The 18,816-nt window shown below is 57.3% G+C and carries 14 protein-coding genes and 1 tRNA gene; 5 read left to right on the forward strand and 10 right to left on the reverse strand.

The genetic code is table 11. The features are described 5' to 3' along the window. Nucleotides 1-79 precede the first annotated feature (79 nt). Genes Q669_RS13340 through Q669_RS13345 form a run of 3 tightly spaced genes read left to right on the forward strand, consistent with a single transcriptional unit; the run spans nucleotide 80 to nucleotide 2,315 of the window. The gene (locus Q669_RS13340; protein ID WP_152525049.1) at nucleotides 80-1,711 is read left to right on the forward strand and encodes an S-type pyocin domain-containing protein; all 1,632 of its coding nucleotides are present in this window, start codon (nucleotides 80-82) and stop codon (nucleotides 1,709-1,711) included. 8 nt (nucleotides 1,712-1,719) lie between these two features. Further along, nucleotides 1,720-2,013 carry a hypothetical protein gene (locus Q669_RS19550; protein WP_152525050.1) on the forward strand — a complete coding sequence of 98 codons (294 nt, stop codon included), beginning with the start codon at nucleotides 1,720-1,722 and terminating at the stop codon, nucleotides 2,011-2,013. Between the two features lie 5 nt (nucleotides 2,014-2,018). Beyond that, complete coding sequence (locus tag Q669_RS13345) at nucleotides 2,019-2,315, forward strand: barstar family protein (RefSeq protein WP_022992645.1); 297 nt, start codon at nucleotides 2,019-2,021, stop codon at nucleotides 2,313-2,315. A gap of 50 nt (nucleotides 2,316-2,365) precedes the next feature. Here the strand turns inward: Q669_RS13345 and hsdR are convergent, their stop codons facing one another. The 4 genes from hsdR to Q669_RS13365 form a co-directional block, all read right to left on the reverse strand. Beyond that, on the reverse strand, nucleotides 2,366-5,893 hold the full coding sequence (hsdR, locus tag Q669_RS13350; RefSeq protein WP_022992646.1) for a type I restriction-modification system endonuclease: 3,528 nt from the start codon (nucleotides 5,891-5,893) through the stop codon (nucleotides 2,366-2,368). A gap of 181 nt (nucleotides 5,894-6,074) precedes the next feature. Beyond that, nucleotides 6,075-6,827, reverse strand: a complete 753-nt coding sequence (locus Q669_RS13355) for an HIRAN domain-containing protein (protein WP_011783615.1) — start codon at nucleotides 6,825-6,827, stop codon at nucleotides 6,075-6,077. Beyond that, complete coding sequence (locus Q669_RS13360; RefSeq protein WP_152525051.1) at nucleotides 6,824-7,819, reverse strand: hypothetical protein; 996 nt, start codon at nucleotides 7,817-7,819, stop codon at nucleotides 6,824-6,826. Before Q669_RS13360 ends, Q669_RS13355 begins: the two co-directional genes overlap by 4 nt. Nucleotides 7,820-8,037: 218 nt before the next feature. Next, nucleotides 8,038-8,114, reverse strand: a tRNA-Pro gene (locus Q669_RS13365). Nucleotides 8,115-8,337: 223 nt separating this feature from the next. On the opposite strand from Q669_RS13365, the gene Q669_RS13370 reads away from it, so the two are divergent. Continuing rightward, nucleotides 8,338-9,783, forward strand: coding sequence for a TrkH family potassium uptake protein (locus Q669_RS13370; RefSeq protein WP_022992647.1), 1,446 nt, complete (start codon nucleotides 8,338-8,340; stop codon nucleotides 9,781-9,783). Nucleotides 9,784-9,840: 57 nt separating this feature from the next. On the opposite strand, the gene glyS is transcribed toward Q669_RS13370, so the two are convergent. The 6 genes from glyS to def all read right to left on the reverse strand — a co-directional run bounded on the left by glyS (nucleotide 9,841) and on the right by def (nucleotide 17,308). Next, a complete protein-coding gene (glyS, locus tag Q669_RS13375; protein WP_022992648.1) occupies nucleotides 9,841-11,922 on the reverse strand; it encodes a glycine--tRNA ligase subunit beta in 2,082 nt (693 codons plus the stop codon). Between the two features lie 2 nt (nucleotides 11,923-11,924). After that, the gene (glyQ, locus tag Q669_RS13380; RefSeq protein ID WP_036149746.1) at nucleotides 11,925-12,947 is read right to left on the reverse strand and encodes a glycine--tRNA ligase subunit alpha; all 1,023 of its coding nucleotides are present in this window, start codon (nucleotides 12,945-12,947) and stop codon (nucleotides 11,925-11,927) included. 134 nt (nucleotides 12,948-13,081) lie between these two features. Next, complete coding sequence (gene trkA / locus Q669_RS13385; RefSeq protein ID WP_022992650.1) at nucleotides 13,082-14,485, reverse strand: Trk system potassium transporter TrkA; 1,404 nt, start codon at nucleotides 14,483-14,485, stop codon at nucleotides 13,082-13,084. Next, nucleotides 14,482-15,783 (reverse strand): 16S rRNA (cytosine(967)-C(5))-methyltransferase RsmB, encoded by a 1,302-nt coding sequence (gene rsmB, locus Q669_RS13390; protein WP_022992651.1) that lies wholly within the window; start codon nucleotides 15,781-15,783, stop codon nucleotides 14,482-14,484. Before rsmB ends, trkA begins: the two co-directional genes overlap by 4 nt. Before the next feature lie 2 nt (nucleotides 15,784-15,785). Next, on the reverse strand, nucleotides 15,786-16,721 hold the full coding sequence (fmt, locus tag Q669_RS13395; RefSeq protein ID WP_022992652.1) for a methionyl-tRNA formyltransferase: 936 nt from the start codon (nucleotides 16,719-16,721) through the stop codon (nucleotides 15,786-15,788). 80 nt (nucleotides 16,722-16,801) lie between these two features. After that, nucleotides 16,802-17,308 (reverse strand): peptide deformylase, encoded by a 507-nt coding sequence (def, locus tag Q669_RS13400; RefSeq protein WP_198324811.1) that lies wholly within the window; start codon nucleotides 17,306-17,308, stop codon nucleotides 16,802-16,804. Between the two features lie 464 nt (nucleotides 17,309-17,772). Between def and Q669_RS13405 the strand changes: the two genes are divergently transcribed. After that, nucleotides 17,773-18,789 (forward strand): LysM peptidoglycan-binding domain-containing protein, encoded by a 1,017-nt coding sequence (locus Q669_RS13405; RefSeq protein ID WP_022992653.1) that lies wholly within the window; start codon nucleotides 17,773-17,775, stop codon nucleotides 18,787-18,789. Nucleotides 18,790-18,816 lie beyond the last annotated feature (27 nt).

Genomic DNA, 18,816 nt, shown 5'->3' on the forward strand with positions numbered 1-18,816 from the left:
ACTAACTCAGCAATTCCGGTACATTTGATCACACTTCAGGCATGGATTGTGCCGATTAATACCTTGTGGAAACACGGACGTGACCAAAATAGCAGACCCGCACTCGCTTGCGCTTCACGAAGCGTTGATGATCGAGGGTGGCTGGGACCAGTACTCCGATAAGGAACTGGCCAGCTATCTCCCGAGTTCCAGTTATACCCCTGCCCGTATACGAGACCAGCTTGCCAGTGGCGAGCTGGTGTTGCTGAAAGAAATCCCGGCGGTTCCCGTCTTCAGGCTGATTTCCGGGAGTATTGTTCCCGCGGAAAGTGCCTCTGGAGCCATTGCCGAAAGTGCGCTCACCGCCTTAACAACACGATTCGAAAACAAGCAGCCATTTCGTTCAGGCGCCGCTGGGCAAGCCCACGCCGATAGCTTGTCGCCACCGACGAAACTCGACTATACGCCGGAAGCTCCGGTGATTGAGCCGGCCACCGCGCCTTTACCTCCGCCTGTGGTGATCTCAGAAAACTTCGGGCTCCCGCCCCTGGGTCCCAAGGTGTTTGCCAAGTCCTGCACCCGCCCCTCCGGGGATACCGACAGTAATGAGGGCGAGGAAAAGGCCAGCAACTTCGGCACATTAGCGATGCTCGCCCCCGCCACAGTCACCAGCCCTGGTGCAAACGGTTTGCGGCCGCTGGGCCTGATCTCCGGCTCGGCAATGAGACTGGCAAAAGGCTGGGCCATGGCCGCCCGCGTCGGGGCCAGTGTGCTGAGTACTGCTGCCAGTTCAGTGCTTTTGGCTCTCTGGCCATCCAAGCTCGGAGACGGCACCCTTTACACGGAGGAAGAACTCCGAGAAATGACCGAGGCGGCCATTCGGGTACGCTTTCATCTGCACGTGGATGCCACCGGGAACCTCCGGGTGGCTGGCTATCACGTTAACGACAGCACCGGATACAAAGACCGGGTTCCGGTTGCTCACGCAGAGCTCAAGGGCGAGAATTTTGAAGTGGTGGTTGATGACGACTTCACCCTTGTATGGTACCCGGATGACAGCGGCCACCGCCCGGTAGTGAGCACCGAATACCCGGCGGATTCCGGTATTGATCCCTACAGCATTCTGGTGACACCCATCCAGGAAGATGGTCAGGAACATTCGCCGCCGGGCTACCAGCGGCCCTTTGAGGATCAGGTTGAGCTGATCGTGAGTTTTCCGGCGGACAGTGGTATCGAGCCGTTGTATTTGGTTTTTCAGAAGCGGGCGGGAGGAGGAGATGGCATTTTCCAAAACGACAATGCCTCTGTTCCGAAATTAAAGTTTGATTACTCTAATGGGGTTAAAGTTTGGGAAACTCCTGCTGGACTGAAATACGGACCTGATCCAAGTCCGAAGTTTGGAAATCGACTCCAACACGTGCTCAACCACGCAAGTGACCTACCAACTCGACCAGGTAAACATGGTGTATTCGATAGCAGAAACGCAGCTTTGCAGTTGACAGAGGATGCTTGGGAGAAGGTACGCAGTGGGGATCCAAGCGTTACACACACGCTGAATCCAGCCCGAGGCAGTGCGCTGGCACGTGATGTTTATCTTGTTCCCATGAATAAAAGAACTGGTTATGTTGGTGGGCAATGGGGTAATGCTAATGGGCTTCCAGAAGCTACACACATAAGATTAGTTATTGAAAATGGTTCCAACGTTATTAGTTCATTTCCGGTGCTACCGTAGGAGACTAAATGTATTATCTTGAAAAAAATTGCAGTGTATGTGGTGATGGGATACTTGGTTTTCTCCGATGCAGTGACGGAAGAACGATAGTGGTTATGTGTGAAGAGTGCAGCTCCGTTTGGTTGACTCCGGATGAAGTGGAAGATAAATACCCTTTATATCCTGAGGCACCAAGATTTTTTTTACTCCCTAACTCTAATGTTTCTATTAGTGGAGGTGATTCCGGATGGGCTTCTCTTGAAGAGATCAGTTCAGCCGGAATGGGAGACTATGCAGACGAGGGAAGAAGTTACGATTTATAACAGAAATGTTGAAGAAAGCTGTGGTTATTAACGGTCGCGAAATTCTTTCAGAAGCTGATTTTCACAACAAAATCTCCGAGGCAATGAATTTTCCTTCCTATTATGGGAAAAACCTGGACGCTCTTTGGGATGTCTTGAGCACTGATATAGAACGCCCCGTGACTTTGGTTTGGGAAAATGCTGATTCCTCAAAGGAGTCTATGGGGAATAGCTTTGCCAAGATCGTTGATCTACTGAACAGGGTCATGGCTCAGGATGAGGAATGGGGTTTGGACGAGAGGTTTGAAGTAGTCATAAGTTGAGGGTTTCGTCCAAACTGCTGCTGAAGAGGTGAGTCCCAGGCAAATCTAGCCTACGCACTCCGCTCCGGCCAAATCCCCTCATTCAACTCCTCCAGCACCGTATCCAGCTGCTCCCCCAGCACCTTGTCCATTTGCCTGGCTCCGCCATCGTCGGCAAAGCGATGGTTCACAAATTCCCGGTCGATGATGACTTCGTGCACCAGTTGCTTGGCCAGGCGTTCCAGCCATTTGCGCTGGTTCGGAGTCCAGTTGTGCTGGGTGTAGATGCGGTCCATGGCTTCCGCTACGCGCTGTTCGAAAGGAATCAGCGGCTCGCCCAGGGCGGCGCGGCGGATGTAGCCGATGATGCTGGCGGCGATGTCCTTGTTGGTCTGGTTTCGCACGGCACTTTGCAGGCGGGCTTCGGAGTAGCCGTGGTTGTCCAGTAGCAGTTTTACTTCCCGCAGCTGTTCCCGGGTGAGGTCACGGGGTTTGTTGACCACCACGGCCAGCGCGGCAGACTGGTTGAGTTGCTGTTTGATGAATTCGTTGAAGCTGTCCAGGTAGTCTTCCGGCTTGTCGTGTACACCGTAGCTCTGGATACGTTCGCGGATTTCGTCTTCGTGGTCGGAGATCAACGGCATGTAGTCGCTGCCCACCAGTGACTTCACCTCGGCCAGCTGGTTCAGCAGGCCGCTGTGTTGTTTGATGAATTCCGAGGCTTGTCGCGGGCCGAGTTTATGCAGGTGGGTGTGCAGGGATTTGGGCTCCACGCCCCAGCTCTGGTGCAGTTCGTCCAGTTTCTGTTTCAGTTGCGGGCGGTTTTCGGCTTTGTTGTCGGCTTTGCGCAGCACCCGCATGAGTTTCTGGCTGAGCTGGCTGAGTACCACGTTGGCTTGGCTTTCGTCGGGAGCGTCGCCGGGGCTGTTGAGGGCCTTTTCCAGTTGCTCGTCGTCGGTGAGTTCGTCTACCAGTTGCTCCAGGGTGATGTTGGGGTCCTTCACCAAGGGCTTCATGGTGTTCACATCCTGTAGGGCGGCGTAGATGTCTACCGGGTCGTAGATGCGGAACACGGTCTTACCGATCTCGTCGCAGCGGCGGGTGGCGCGGCCGATCATTTGTTCGTACAGGATGCGTGAGCGTACCCGGCGCATGAACACCAGGTTGCAGATGCGCGGCACGTCGATGCCAGTGGTGAGCAGGTCTACGGTGATGGCGATGTTGGGGTAGCGCTCGTTCTTGTAGCGGCGAATGAGCTGGTCCACCTTGTCGCTCTGGCCGGTGATTTTGGCCACTGCGGCTTCGTTGTACTGGCCGTTGTACAAGTCCTTGAAGGCCTTATCGAGCTGGCTTTTCACCATATCTGCGTGCAGGTCGGTGGCGCAGAAGATCATGGTTTTCTCGTCGCCGAACGGGTCCAGTTCCTGCACCAGTTGTTCGCAGATGACCCGGTTGAAGTTCTCATTGATTACGCGGCGGTTGAAGGCATCCACCTCAAAGCTGAGCTCGTCCTCCAACTCGGTGGTGTCCACTTCTCCGGTCTGGGTGTTGATCACTTCCACCGGCTTACCCTTCTCGAAGGTAATGCCGTTCTGGGTGAGCAGGGTTTCGTAACGGATAGGCGGTTCGTGGTCGATCAGCCAGTCGTCCGCCACGGCTTCCCGGTAGGAGTAGGTGTACACCGGCTTGCCGAAGATCTCGCTGGTGTGCTTGGCGGGGGTGGCGGTGAGGCCGATTTTTACGGCGTCGAAGTAATCCAGAACCCGGCGGTAGCTGGACAGGTACTGGACGGTGTCCCGCAGGGCCAGTTCGCCCTCGGTCATTTCCTGGTCCAAGGTGTAGCCCCGGTGGGCTTCGTCGATGATGATGCAGTCAAACTGGTCGATGGGCGGCGGGTTGTCGCTCATAAAGATGCGTTTGACCATGGCTTGGACTGTGGCCACCTGAATACGGGTTTCCGCTTCGGCGGCCATATCGCCTAGCTCGGCCACGTTGTAGATCTTGCTGAGCGTGTGGTTCTGTTCCAGTGGCGCTTCGTTGAAGGCGTCGATGGCTTGCTGGCCCAGTGCGGTGCGGTCTACGAGAAACAGGATGCGGTGGAACCGTTCGGCTTTCAGGAACCGGTACATCAGCCCGATGATGGTGCGGGTTTTGCCGGTGCCGGTGGCCATGGCCAGCAGGGCTGTTCGTACGCCACGAGCCAGGGCGTGTTCGGTGGCGACAATGGCGTTCTGTTGATAGTCCCGCAGTTTCAGGTAGCCGAAGGGCTCGTCCTTTAACAGCTTCTCGGCATTTTCCTTATCCCTTTCCAGCAGATCCAGCAGCCCGCCGGGGGTGTGAAACTGCGGCAGTGCGCGGCGCAGGTTGCTGGGTTCGCGCACATCCCGGAACCAGGTGCCGGACTGTTCTGCCAGTTGTGGCACATAGGGCCGGCCGTTGCAGGAATACACGAAGGGCACGTGGTAATGGCCGCTTTCATCGGCAGGCCAGGCGATGGTACGGCCCATCAGTTCCCAGGCGCCGACTAACGGTGCGTCTACCTTGAAGCCTTTGCTGTAGCGCTCGGCCTGGCGAATTTTGCCGGCCACGTTGGTGTTTTCTTTCTTGGCTTCGACAACGGCGATGGGTGTAAGGCCTACAAAGAGCACGTAATCCGCCCGGCCCTTCTCGCCGTTATGGTTGGTGGGCCATTCGGCAATCGCGCGATAGGTGCCTTTCTCCGGGCGGGCGCCTTTCCGGAAGGTGATGTCCTGGCTGTCGGCTTCCCAGCCCGCGTCCTGCAGTTGTTGGTCGATGAGGATGCGGGTGAGTTCTTCGTTCAGTACCAGGGTGTCGGTAGCGGCTTTGGTCTGTTTGGCTACCTGCTGGCGCTGCTGATTGACGGTTTGCTCGCCCTGCTCCGTGAGCTGTTGTTGCAGCGCTTTGATCTTTTGCTCGTAGGCTTGTTGTTGTTGGCTCAGGGCTTGTTCGTGCTGGCGGGCCTGTTCCGCCAAAGCGCGGGATTCTTCATCCATGGCGAGCGCCAGGGCTTCGTATTCGGCTTTTTCTTTCTCAATCAGCTGGCTGAGCTGCTGGCTGCTGTCCAGCGCCATGTTGGCGTGTTGCAGATCGTGCCGGAGCTTTTCGATGTCGCTCTGAAGCTGGCGTAACTGTGCGCTGGGGTCTGCTGGCGGTATAAAGGGGCCGGGCTTGAAGCTGGCACCGGCTTTACCGAAGGAGCGGTGAAACCAGATGGCCAGGGCCCGCGCTACTTTCAGGCCATCCATCGCCTCTTTGTGTTGGGTGCGGAACTGGTGGGTGGCCTTGTTACCCTCAATGCGCAGGATGTGGAACAGCTCTTTGATCTGCGGTTCCAGCCGCAGTTCCCGGTTCAGGCGATAGAGCAGTTCGGACTGGCTGGTTTGTTCGTCAAACTCGATACCGGAGAGTGCGGCCAGATGTTGGGCCAGGGCTTCGCCGAGCTGGCGGAGTTTGATCAGAGTGGTGTTAGGGTCACTGGCGAAGGCTCGTTCGGCGGATTCAGCCAGTTCCACGAATAAAGAATCGTGCTCTGACAAAAACGAAAAGTTGCCGGACTTGAATTCCGTTGCCTTGTTCAATGTATCCCTCCGCGACAGTCTTACGGCAGAACATTAGCAGACTTATTAAAGATTCAAAATGTAGGTAGTAAAGAACTAGAGGGGATAGTTGGATAAAAGGTCAGGTCGCAGTCAGCGGAATGATTGTGATGTTTCGGTGGCAAGTAAAGAAGAGGGCCCAAGTGGGCCCTCCAAAAATAGCCTATACCGAAATGACTGACTCTGGATGGCCATGTTGACCACAATCAGAAAGAGTTAACTGCGTGAAGATATAGATCAGCGGGCGCTCCGCCGTCCCATTTTTTCGAAAAACTTCACCGCTAATCTCTGCGCCATCATTCAAAAAATCGAGGATAACAGGAGCGTGCCCCCGGGCGACATAGCCAATCTTTGTGCCACGCAGCTCTATTCGAATCGCATGGGGATCATATTGGTTTTCAGGTTCCGGATGGAACGTTACGCTTTCACCCACCACGATTTGATCCGCCGGGATGGTGGATTCGTGTCTGAAACCCGCTACTTCTAAAACGAACTCAACTTGGTCACCAGCATGCTCGAACGTATGGACAATTTCGAACCCGTCGTTCGGTAACTTGGCTCCCGTATAACCGAGCAGCGCAAAGTCGCTAATCTCCGCTTCCGGTGAGATTCCTCTCATTTCCAAATAACGAGAGAAATCTCGGCGATTCCTCGGTGGCAGTCGACGTGTGAAAGCCTCAAGAACTTGGCCGGTATGAACGTCACCGCTACGGATTGGGAACGCTGGATACCCAACGAACCCATTGTTCAACGCCTCTTTAAATTCCGGAGTACCAGTAAAGTACCTCAATGTCACATTTTTTTCTCTTTGCACCAATTCGCCAACCACATAGCGAGATCGACTCTCACTATCTCTGGCTTGCCAGCAAAGGAGCAAACGCCTTGGCTCGATGATGTGTTCTATAAAACGTGTCATTCAAGTTCCTCTAGAGCTTTCAGTAGCAGCTCTCTTCTTTTCATAGTGAGACTATAGACGAATTCAGCTCGCAGTGCTGTTAAAGGGGCTGCGATATCGAACTCTGTTAAGTTGTCCAATATTTGCTTTAACTGTCCAGAATCCCAGCGCGTAAGACGATCAGTAAGTGTCGGAATGATTGAAGGGTATTTTGCGCAAAATTGCCTGACGCCCTCGATGAGCCCCATGCGCGCCGCGTCATCCCGATTCCACCTCATATGATGCCGCCCTTTTTGGATGTAGTGAAGAAGCGCCCCATCGTCGTGCAGCAATGTCTCTATCTTTTTCTCGAAAAGCTCATGGCCTAAACTCGTGCCATTATCAAAATACGGTGAAAAACGCGCTCGATCTTCATCTCGGTTCCAAATCACACCCCAGTTTTCTTGGTGCCTATCTGTATTGCCGATCAGAGCGTCAAAGCAAAGACACAAACCCCAGTACGCAATCCAATCTTGGGATAAAAGGCCCCGAATTGCTAATGCTCTGCTGAACGTTAGTATTGTACTCAGGTTGTGCTGGCGCCCTTTTTCACGTTCGTATTCTGGTATGGCTGCCTGCATATGGTCCCCGCCGTCAGTATATCTCTCTTCGACAGGACCATAATTTAGGAACCATTCGCTTATTACCCCTGGTTCGTTTGTTTTAGAGTCGATCGCAACGAACGTTGGGGGAATAGTGAGCCCCATTAGTCGTCCAATCTTAAAAGCTATCACTTCGGCCCAGTATTGATCCGGATGCCTCGGCTGATCAGGGTTTTTAGCGCTCTTGATCGCTTCCTTGAAAAGGTATCGGTGCCCAGGGATGCAAAAATCAAATGGGGTTGGATCCGGACAAATTCGAAGTGACTTATTGCGTGCCCCCGATGGAAACACCTCGTAATCCTGATAAAAATCCCATTCGGTTACATCAACAATTTGGTCTGGTTGTTGGTCGCTTATTCGCCGATTGATCACTCCCTCGCTCCCTGCATTCTTAGTTGGCACTCGACCCTGTTCGCCCGAATACATCATGAGCTAAGGAGCCTGCTCAACCAAGTCTATCGACTGGATGCATGGAAAAGGATAGTAGCTCCCAACATCGCAGGAATGGTGGCAATTTGATGGCTGAAGAAAAGTAGCCTGTAAAGCTGAAATAACGGGCGGTCGTAACTAGATGATAATGCGGGATTATTTGGTCGGCGTGGCAGGATTCGAACCTGCGACCCCTTCGTCCCGAACGAAGTGCGCTACCAAGCTGCGCCACACGCCGATCAACGGCCGGTATTATACGCATTGGCGGCGGTTTTGCTACCCCTTCCCCGGGCTGGAATTCAAAAATTCTGTTGTGGATTGTCCGGACCGGTAGCTAGCAGAAGCCTCACCCTGGCAGTGGTAAACCCGGTTGAATGGGCGTATAACAGCGGCGTGGATGCCACCTTGCCTTGCAAGGCGTTGCGACTGGTCTGTGTCCGGACATCGGAGCCCCCTGCCCTGTGAACATTATCCCCATTGTTCAGATCCTCGGTTTTCTGCTCATCCTGCTCAGTTTCCTCATGACCCTTCCGGTTAACCTGCTGGTGTTCGGTGATACGCCGGATTGGCTGGCGTTCGTGAAATCCTCGGTGGTCTGTTTCAGCATTGGTGCCGCGGCTCTGGCTTTGGCGGGGCGGCAGAAACACGCGCTACGCCAGCAGCAGATGTTCATGTTGACCGTGTCGGCGTGGGTTGTGATTCCTCTGTTCTCCAGTTTGCCGCTGTTGCTGAGTGACATGAAGCTGAGCATGACCGATGCCTTCTTTGAAAGCATTTCCGGCGTGACCACTACGGGTTCCACCGTTCTTACCGGCCTGGATCATCTGCCGGACGACATTTTGCTCTGGCGTTCGATTATGCAATGGATGGGCGGTATCGGGATCATCGGTATGGCCGTTGCCATCCTGCCGTTTCTCCGGATTGGCGGTATGCGGCTATTTGCCACCGAATCGTCCGAATGGAACGAGAAAGCGGTGCCCCGCACCAACCATCTGGCCCGCAGTCTGGTACTCATCTATCTGGGCTTGACGCTCGGTTGCGTGCTCACCTACTGGCTGCTGGGGATGAGTTTCTTTCAGGCACTGAATCACGCGTTGACCACGGTATCGACCGGCGGCTATTCCACTTCAGACAGCTCCATGGGGCAGTTTGATTCGCCGTCCATTCTCCTGGCGTCGACGGTATTCATGGCGATGGGCGCCATGCCGTTCTTTCTGTTTGTCCGGTTTATTCACGGGCAGCGCCAGCCCCTGATTCGGGATCAGCAGGTGCGTTTCTTCCTCCGGTTCCTGGTGATTGTCGCTGCGTTGCTGACCATTTACCGGGTTCTGAGGGAACCGGTAGATCCGTTTGAAACCTTTGTTTCAGCGCTGTTCAATGTTACGTCGGTGGTGACCACCACGGGCTATGCTTCTACCGACTATTCCTTGTGGGGCCCGTTTGCGGTGGTGGTATTCCTGTTCATTACCTTTGTCGGCGGGTGTTCCGGGTCCACGTCCGGCGGCATGAAAATCTTCCGGTTCCAGCTGTCCATGCTATTGCTCAGGGAGCAGGTACGTCGTTTGCTGCACCCTCACGCGGTGTTTGCCCGCAACTACAACGGGCGGGTGATTGGTGACGATATCGTGGCCTCCAGTGTCGCCTTCTCTTTCATTTTTCTGGCGACGCTGGCGCTGGTGACGGCGATTCTGGGGGCGCTGGGGCTGGATCTGGTGACCAGTCTTTCCGGAGCCGCTACGGCTTTGACGAATGTCGGGCCAGGACTGGGCGATACCATCGGCCCGGCAGGCAATTTCCAGACGTTGCCGGATGCGGCCAAATGGGTTCTGATGGGCGCCATGATTCTGGGCCGGTTGGAGCTGTTGAGTGTGTTTGTGATGTTGTCGCCGGACTTCTGGCGCAGCTGAGTGGAAAAGCAGGATATGCAGGCCGCTGGTTTATTGTGAACCAGCGGCCTGTGTGCCTCAGCCTGCTGTGGGCAGCAGGGAGATGTCGGCAACCCGCAGGAACAGGTTGCGCAGGCGGTTCAGCAGTGCCAGACGATTGTTGCGCACGGCTTCTTCGTCTGCCATCACCATCACTTCATCAAAGAAGGTGTCGACCGGCTCACGCAGGCTGGCCAGCGACGTCAGCGCACTGGCGTAGTCACCCTGCTCGAACATCGGCAGTACTTTCTGTGCCTGCTCTTCCACCTTCGCGGCCAGGGTCTTCTCGGCAGCGTCCTGCAACAGCGCGGTGTCTACGGTCTCGCCGATGCTGTCACCACCCTGTTTGGTGAGGATGTTGGAAACCCGCTTGTTGGCGCCTGCCAGAGCCTGGGCTTCCGGCAGCTGGCGGAAGGCTTCCACGGCTTTTACGCGGCGATCGAAGTCCAGCGGGCGGGTTGGGCGGCGGGCGTGCACAGCCAGGTACACTTCGGCGCCGATGCCCTGCTCATCATAGTGGGCACGGAAACGCTCCAGCATGTAGTCCACCACGGTGCTGGCGGTGTTCTTCTCGGTCAGCACGGTAAAGTTCTGTTCCGCCCACTCGCACACCGTCTGCAGGTCCAGCGGCAGTTCACGTTCGATGATGATGCGCAGCACACCGAGAGAAGCACGACGCAGGGCGAACGGGTCCCGGGTACCGGACGGCGGCTGGTTGATGCCGAACAGGCCGACCAGGGAATCGATGCGGTCAGCAATGGCCACCGCACAACCGGTCAGGGTGGTGGGCAGGTCGTCGCCGGCAAAGCGCGGCATGTACTGCTCGTTCAGGGCCTTGGCGACATCGGCATGTTCGCCGTCGTTGGCGGCGTAGTACTGACCCATAATGCCCTGCAGGTCGGTGAACTCCAGCACCATTTCGGTGACCAGATCGGTCTTGGCCAGCATGGCAGCACGCTCGGCCAGGGCCGGGTCGCTGTTGATGGCTTCGGCAATCTTTTTGGCCAGGGCTGCTACCCGTACAGATTTGTCGTAGATGCTGCCCAGCTTGTCCTGGAACACGATGGGCTTGAGTGCCTCGATGCGGTCTTCAAGCCTGGTCTTGCGGTCGGTGTCGTAGAAGAAGGCGGCATCGGACAGGCGCGGGCGAATCACTTTCTCGTTACCGGAAATCACCTGGGCCGGGTCTTTACTCTCCAGGTTGGCCACGGTGATAAACAGCGGCAGCATCTTCCCGCCGGCATCCACTACGTGGAAGTACTTCTGATGTTCCTTCATGGAGGAGATCAGGGCTTCGGCGGGTACATCCAGGAAGCGCTCCTCGAAGCGCCCCATCAATGGTACCGGCCATTCGTTCAGGGCAGTCACTTCGTCTAGCAGGTCTTCGTCGATTACGGCCTTGCCGCCGGCTTCTTTCTCCGCCAGCGCGGCCACGCCGGCGCGGATCTGCTCACGACGCTCGGCGAAGTCTGCCAGTACGTAGCCTTCCTGCTTGAGCACCACTTCGTAGTCGGCCGGGGTGGGCACAATCAGCTCTTTCGGGCAGTGGAACCGGTGGCCACGGGTCTTGTTGCCGGGCTTGAGGTTCATCACCGGTGCTTCAATCACCTTGTTGCCGTACAACAGAATCAGCCAGTGTACCGGGCGCACGAATTCGGTCTTCCAGGCACCCCAGCGCATGCGTTTGGGAATGGGCAGGGCGGCCAGGGATTTGTCCACCAGATCCGGCATCAGTTCTACGGTGGGCTTGCCCTTCTCAACGGTACGGTACACCAGCCAGGCACCCTTGTCGGTCTCCATGGTGTCGAGCTGATCCGGGGTAATCCCCAGGGAGGTGGCGAAGCCGGTCAACGCCCGGGTGGGGTTACCGGAATCATCAAACGCTGCTTTCACGGCCGGGCCGCGCTTCTCGACCGATTTGTCCGGCTGGGCATCGGCCAGGTCCCGGATACGTACCGCCAGACGACGGGGTGCTGCGAAGCTTTCCACCGCACCAAAGGCCACGCCGGCTTCTTCCAGGCCTTTGACAATGCCCTGGGTGAAAGCGTCAGAGAGGGGCTTGAGAGCTTTCGGAGGCAGCTCCTCGGTGCCCAGTTCGACCAGAAAATCCTGAGTTGCCATGATTATGCGTTCCCCTGTTCCTGCGGTGCCTTGTTGGCTTTCTTGCCCTTTTTACTGGCCTTGGCGTCGGCGGCTTCAGCGGCGGCCAGCACTTCCTTGCGGAGGTGTTCCGGGGCCAGCGGGAAGCCCAGCTTGCGACGGCTCTCGAAGTAGGCCTGGGCCACGGAGCGAGCCAGGGTACGTACACGCAGGATGAAACGCTGGCGCTCGGTCACGGAGATGGCGTGACGGGCGTCCAGCAGGTTGAATGTGTGGGAGGCCTTGAGCACCTGCTCATAGGCCGGCAGTGGCAGACCTGCGTCGATCAGGCGGGCGCTTTCCCGCTCATAGACATCGAAGCTGTGGAACAGGAACTCGGTGTCGGCATGTTCGAAGTTGTAGGTGGACATTTCCACCTCTTGCTGATGGAACACGTCGCCGTAGGTAACCACGCCATCCGGGCCATTGGTCCAGACCAGGTCATACACGCTGTCCACACCCTGCAGGTACATGGCGATACGCTCAAGGCCGTAGGTCAGCTCGCCGGTGACCGGATAGCATTCCAGGCCGCCTACCTGCTGGAAGTAAGTGAACTGGGTCACTTCCATACCGTTCAGCCAGATTTCCCAGCCCAGGCCCCAGGCGCCCAGGGTCGGCGATTCCCAGTTGTCTTCGACAAAGCGGATGTCGTGCACCAACGGGTCCAGGCCCAGGGCGCGCAGAGAATCCAGGTACAGCTCCTGAATGTTGTCCGGAGACGGCTTCAGAACCACCTGGAACTGGTAGTAGTGCTGCAGGCGGTTGGGGTTCTCGCCGTAACGGCCGTCGGTGGGGCGGCGGCTGGGCTGGACGTAGGCGGAGTTCCAGGTTTCCGGACCGATGGATCGCAGGAAGGTGGCCGGGTGGAAGGTACCGGCGCCCACTTCCATGTCCAGGGGCTGGAGAACCACGCAGCCGTGCTGCGCCCAGAAATTCTGCAATGCCAGGATCAGACCCTGGAAGGTCTTGATGTCCGGCGCGGAGTTGTTGGTTGCCTTGTCTGTCACGACGTTTGCCTGCTGGTCAGTCTGTGTGTGGGCCCCGGTTCCGGGGCACTCCGAAAATTTGAAAACGCGCATTATACGCTGGCCGGCGCCGCATTTCTAAGTGCCAGCCAGGGTGTTGTTTTGCCTGAGATCAATCAGAAGAACGTGAGGCCCACCTGGAACAGTTTCTCGACGTCCCGTATGCGCGACTTGTCCACCAGGAACAGGATCACGTGGTCGTCTGGTTGCACCCGAAGGTGGTCGTGGGCGATGAGCACTTCGTTGTGCCGGACAATGGCACCAATGGTCGTTCCGGATGGCAGATTGATTTCGTCCAGGCGTTTGCCAACCACCTTGGAGGAACGGTGGTCGCCGTGGGCGATGGCCTCAATGGCTTCGGCCGCGCCCCGGCGCAGGGCGTGCACGTTCACCACATCACCACGGCGCACGTGGGTAAGCAGGCTGCCGATGGTGGTCTGCTGGGGTGAGATGGCCACGTCGATATCGCCGCCCTGGATCAGGTCCACGTAATCGGGGTTGTTGATCAGGGTCAGGACCTTGCGGGCACCCAGTCGCTTGGCCAGCAACGAGGCCATGATGTTGGCTTCGTCGTCGTTGGTGACGGCGCAGAACACATCGGTATTCTCGATGTTCTCTTCCAGCAGGATGTCCTTGTTGGCTGCATTACCTTCCAGTACCACGGTCTTGCGCAGGCGCTCGGACAGCATCACGCAGCGTTCATGGTCCCGTTCCAGGAGTTTCACCTGATAGCGGTCTTCCAGGGTGTTGGCCAGCCGGTAGCCGATGTTGCCACCGCCGCAGATGAAGATGCGTTTGTAGGGCTTCTCCAGCGGTTGCAGTTCGCTCATCACCGAGCGGATATGGTCGGCGGCGGCGATAAAGAACACCTCGTCGCCGTCTTCAATTACGGTATCGCCCTGGGGCATGATCGCCCGGTCCTTGCGGAAAATCGCCGCCACCCGGGTATCGATCTTGGGCATGTGGGTGCGAAGGTAGGACAGTTCGTGCCCCACCAGTGGGCCGCCCTCGGTGGCGCGAATGGCGACCAGTCGGGTCAGGCCCTTGGAGAACTCCAGTACCTGCAGGGCACCGGGGTATTCAATCAGCCGGGTAATGTGCTGGGTTACCAGATGTTCGGGACTGATCAGAACGTCCAGGGGGAAGCCTCTCAGGCTGTCCAGGTCCTTGACCGTATCCCGGTTGTAGAACAGTTCCGGCTTGGCCAGATAGGCGCCGGCACGCACACGGCAGATGGTAGTGGGGGTCTTGTACAGCAGCTTGGAGACCTGGCACGCCACCATGTTGGTTTCATCGCTGTTGGTCACGGCGATGATCATGTCGGCATCTTCGGCCCCGGCCTGCCTCAGTACCGTAGGGTAGGAGGCCCGGCCATGCATGGTGCGGATGTCCAGTCGGTCCTGCAGTTCCCGGAGTCGAACACTGTCGTTGTCCACCACGGTAATGTCGTTGGCTTCATTAGCCAGGTTTTCCGCCAGGGTGCCGCCGACCTGGCCGGCGCCGAGAATCAGGATTTTCATGGTTCAGGTTTCTCCAGCACGGCGTAGAAAAAGCCGTCATGGCTGTCCGGGTCTGGGAACAGCTGACGCCCGGTGTTCATGTCCCGGCCCCAGTCTGCCTCGATACACTTCAGCGTTGCCTGATTCTGCTGCTTCAGGAATCGCTGGATTATACGGTGGTTCTCCTGTGGAAACACCGAACAGGTGGCATACACCAGTCGCCCACCGGGCTTCAGGATAGACCACATGGCCTCCAGCAGGCCAAGCTGGATACTGGCCAGCGGCACAATATCGGATTCCCGGCGCAGCAGTTTGATGTCCGGGTGCCGGCGAATCACGCCGGTAGCGCTGCAGGGAACGTCCAGCAGGATGCGGTCGAAGGGCGTGCCGTCCCACCAGCTGTCGATATCGGCGGCATCGGCCTGGGTCAGGGTGGCCTGCAGGTCGAGCCGGTCCAGGTTTTCCTGGACCCGGGGCAGGCGCTCGGCGGATTCGTCGATGGCCACCACTTCGTCCAGTGCGCCACAGGCTTCAAGGATGGCGCAGGTCTTGCCGCCGGGGGCAGCGCAGGCATCCAGTACCCGCTGGCCGGGCTGCAGGTCCAGTAAAGTCGTACACAATTGGGCGGCTTCATCCTGAACACTGGCCGCACCGTCCTCGAACCAGGGCAGGCGGTCGACCGGCACTGGCCGTTCCAGCTGGATTCCGTTGGGCGCAAAGCGGGTGGCGTGGGCTTCGATGCCGGCTTCAGACAGCAGCTTCAGGTACTCGTCACGCTTGAAGCGCAGGGCATTGACCCGCAGGGTCATGGGCGCCTGCTGGTTGTTCGCTTCAAGGATGGTCTGCCAATAGTCAGGCCAGTTATGGCGGAGCTTCTCCACCATCCACGCGGGATGACTGAAGCGGCCACTATCGTCTTTCGGCTCCGGCGCCCCTTCGCGTTCGGCGGCCCGCAGGACCCCGTTGACCAGGCCAGTCAGGTGCGGCTTGTCCAGGGCCCGGCAGGCTTCTACGGTCTCGTTCAGCACCGCGTAGGTGGCCTGTTCGCTGTAACGTAACTGGAACAGCGCCACCAGCATCAGATGGTGGATGATCCGGTCCGGCTTGCGCAGGGGCTTCTTCAGGCGCTGGTTAAGCTCACCTTCAAGCCGGTGATACCAGCGGCACGTGCCGTAACAGATGGCTTGCAGTTGTGGCCGTTGTTCCGGGGGTAGCTGGTTCAGGGCAGGTGGCAGGCATTGGGATAACGATTGACCCTGTTCCACCGCCAGCAATACGTTGGCGGCAATGGCGCGGAATGGCAGGGGCTGGTAGGCCATGGTCAGTTCAGCTCCTGGCCGGGCAGCAATACCTGCTTACCACCGTTGATCAGGTCGTTGATGCTCTGGGCCTTGCTGCCTGGTAACTGCACGGAAGTGATTCTAAGGGTGCCGGTGCCGCAGGCAACCTCAACGCCTTCTCTCTCGCGACTGACCACGGTGCCTGGTGCCTTGTCACTGCTCTGCTCCAGTGCGGTGGCGTGATGAAGGCGGATGCGCTGCTCGCCCAGATCGGTAAAGGTGCCGGGCCAGGGGTTGAAGGCGCGAATCAGTCGTTCTATCTCCTGCGCGCTTCGGCTCCAGTCGATGTGGCCTTCTTCCTTTGACAACTTGTGGGCGTAGTTGGCGTCGGCGTCGTTCTGTGGCTCAGGCGTCAGTTCGCCGTTTGCCAGCCGCTCCATGGCCTGCACAATAGCTTTGCCGCCTATGTCTGCCAGGCGGTCGTGCAGGCTGCCGCCGGTGTCGCTGGCGTGGATCGGGGTGCTGGTTTTCAACAGCATATCGCCGGTATCCAGGCCTTCGTCCATCTGCATGATGGTGATGCCGGTTTCGGCGTCGCCGGCGGCAATGGCCCGCTGGATAGGGGCGGCACCTCGCCATCGCGGCAGCAGGGAGGCGTGAATGTTCAGGCAGCCATGGGTTGGTATGTTCAGCACTGCCTTGGGCAGAATCAGGCCATAGGCAGCCACGATCATCACATCCGGTTGCAGCGACGCCAGTTCCTGTTGGGCCTCTTCTGGCTTCAGACTGACCGGTTGATACACGGGAATACCAGTATCCAGTGCCACCTGTTTAACCGGGCTGGGCATCAGTTTGCGGCCGCGGCCGGCGGGGCGATCAGGCTGGGTGTAAACGCCGACGATGTCGTAACCGGCATTCAGCAGGGTTTTCAGGGCGGTGGCGGCGAAATCCGGCGTGCCGGCAAACACAATGCGCACGTTGGTTGCTTCTCTGTGTCGTTGATACGAAAAAACCGGGTCGTAACCCGGTCCTGAATTCGGTCTATGCTGGCAGCGCCTCAGGCGCTCTGCTTGTGCAGCTTTTCCAGCTTCTTGCGAATGCGATTACGTTTGAGCTGGCTCAGGTAATCGACAAACAGCTTGCCATTCAGGTGGTCCATTTCATGCTGGATGCAAACTGCCAGCAGGCCTTCAGCCTCCAGGACAAACTCCTTGCCGTCGCGATCCTTGGCGGTAATCCGGCAGTGCTCGATGCGCTTCACATCTTCATAGAACCCCGGTACCGACAGGCAGCCTTCCTGCATGGCTTCGAGCTCGCCATCCAGCACTTCCACTTTCGGGTTGATGAACACCCGCGGCTCGGTTTTATCTTCGGACAGATCCATTACGATGATCTGCTTGTGCACATCCACCTGGGTCGCGGCCAGGCCAATGCCGCGGGCATCGTACATGGTCTCGAACATGTCGTCGATCAGCGTACGGATGTCATCGGTCACTTCCTCCACCGGCTTGGCGATGGTGCGAAGTCGTGGGTCCGGATACTCAAGAATTTCTCGAATCATAATGCTCTTGCTTCTGGCCTGTGTGTATCGGGCAATCTCTAATGTCAGCCTGTTTGACGGGCTGCCCAGCGCAGAATTTTACCATTTGTAACGCTGTGAAACCGATTGCCGAAATGCGACAGCGTACTGCGCAAATTTTCTTGGTCTGCCTATGATGAATCCAGAGATTCCGACAGTATGAACCGTTAATGCTGGCAGAGTTCCCAGGTTCAAGGTAATAACGTCCGCCTGACGGTGCCTATTATCCAATAATTCGCCGATTGAGTACAAACTGATCAGTTAATAGTTAAAATCTTTCACGAATGCGCTTCGATGGCTGCAGAAATCACTCGAAGAACAAAAGATAACATCACAAATTCCGGGACTTCTTCTATAGTAACGGGAATAACAACGTAATATGCTGCGGGGATTCTGCGGCGACATTACCGAACGCAAAGATTCAAGGCACGCGATCAAGGACATAAACAATGAGGAAACTGTTGTACGCTCTGGCAGCCTCTGCGCTGCTGTTTACCTCCTGGGCCCAGGCACAGCCGGAGCTGAGGTCTGATCATCCTGAGCGTTACACTGTCGTCAAAGGGGACACCCTCTGGGACATTTCAGCGCGATTCCTGAACAACCCGTGGTACTGGCCGGAAATCTGGCACGTGAACCCGCAGGTTGCCAACCCACACCTGATCTATCCCGGTGACCGCCTGGCACTGGTGTACATCGATGGCAAGCCCCGGATTACCAAGGTCGCGACCAGCGATGTGGTGAAGCTCTCGCCTCAGGTTCGTTCCGAGGCCATCGACACACCAATACCGGCCATCCCCCTGGATGCCATCGCCAGTTTCCTGACCGAAACCCGTATTGTCAGCCCGGAAGAAATCAACGGTGCGCCCTATGTGCTTGAAGGTGAGGACGGCCGCATCATCACCGGTGCCGGTGACCGTATTTACGCTCGCGGCGAGAAGCCGGCCGATCGCGTGGGTATTTTCCGTCGCAGCAAGGAATTTGTGGATCCGGACACCGGCGAGTTCCTTGGCCTGGAAGCCCGGAGCATTGCCCGCGGCAACGTTAATACCGAAAACGGTGATGTGCTGACCGTAGGCATTACCAAGTCCAGTGAAGAAGTGCGTATTGGTGACCGGTTGCTGGTGAATGAAGATCGCCGGCTGACCACCAGCTTCGTGCCCAGCTCGCCGGATAGTGAGATCGAAGGCAAGATGATTTCTGTCGATGGCGGTGTCAGCCAGATCGGTCAGTACGATGTGGTCGCCATTAACCGTGGTGAGCGCGAAGGCCTGGCGCCCGGTAATGTGCTGGCGGTGCTGAAGGCGGGCAACATGGTTCGTGATCCGGTCACCGGCGAAACCATTGAATTGCCGTCTGAGCGGGCTGGCCTGCTGATGGTGTTCCAGGCCTATGAGAAAATGAGCTACGGTCTGGTGCTGCAGGCAACGCGGCCCCTCTCGGTGGGTGACAAGGTCACCAATCCCTGAGGCCGCGCGTTTGATGAGTTGAAGGAA

This window comes from Marinobacter sp. C1S70, from assembly GCF_000475355.1.
Taxonomy (GTDB): domain Bacteria; phylum Pseudomonadota; class Gammaproteobacteria; order Pseudomonadales; family Oleiphilaceae; genus Marinobacter; species Marinobacter nauticus.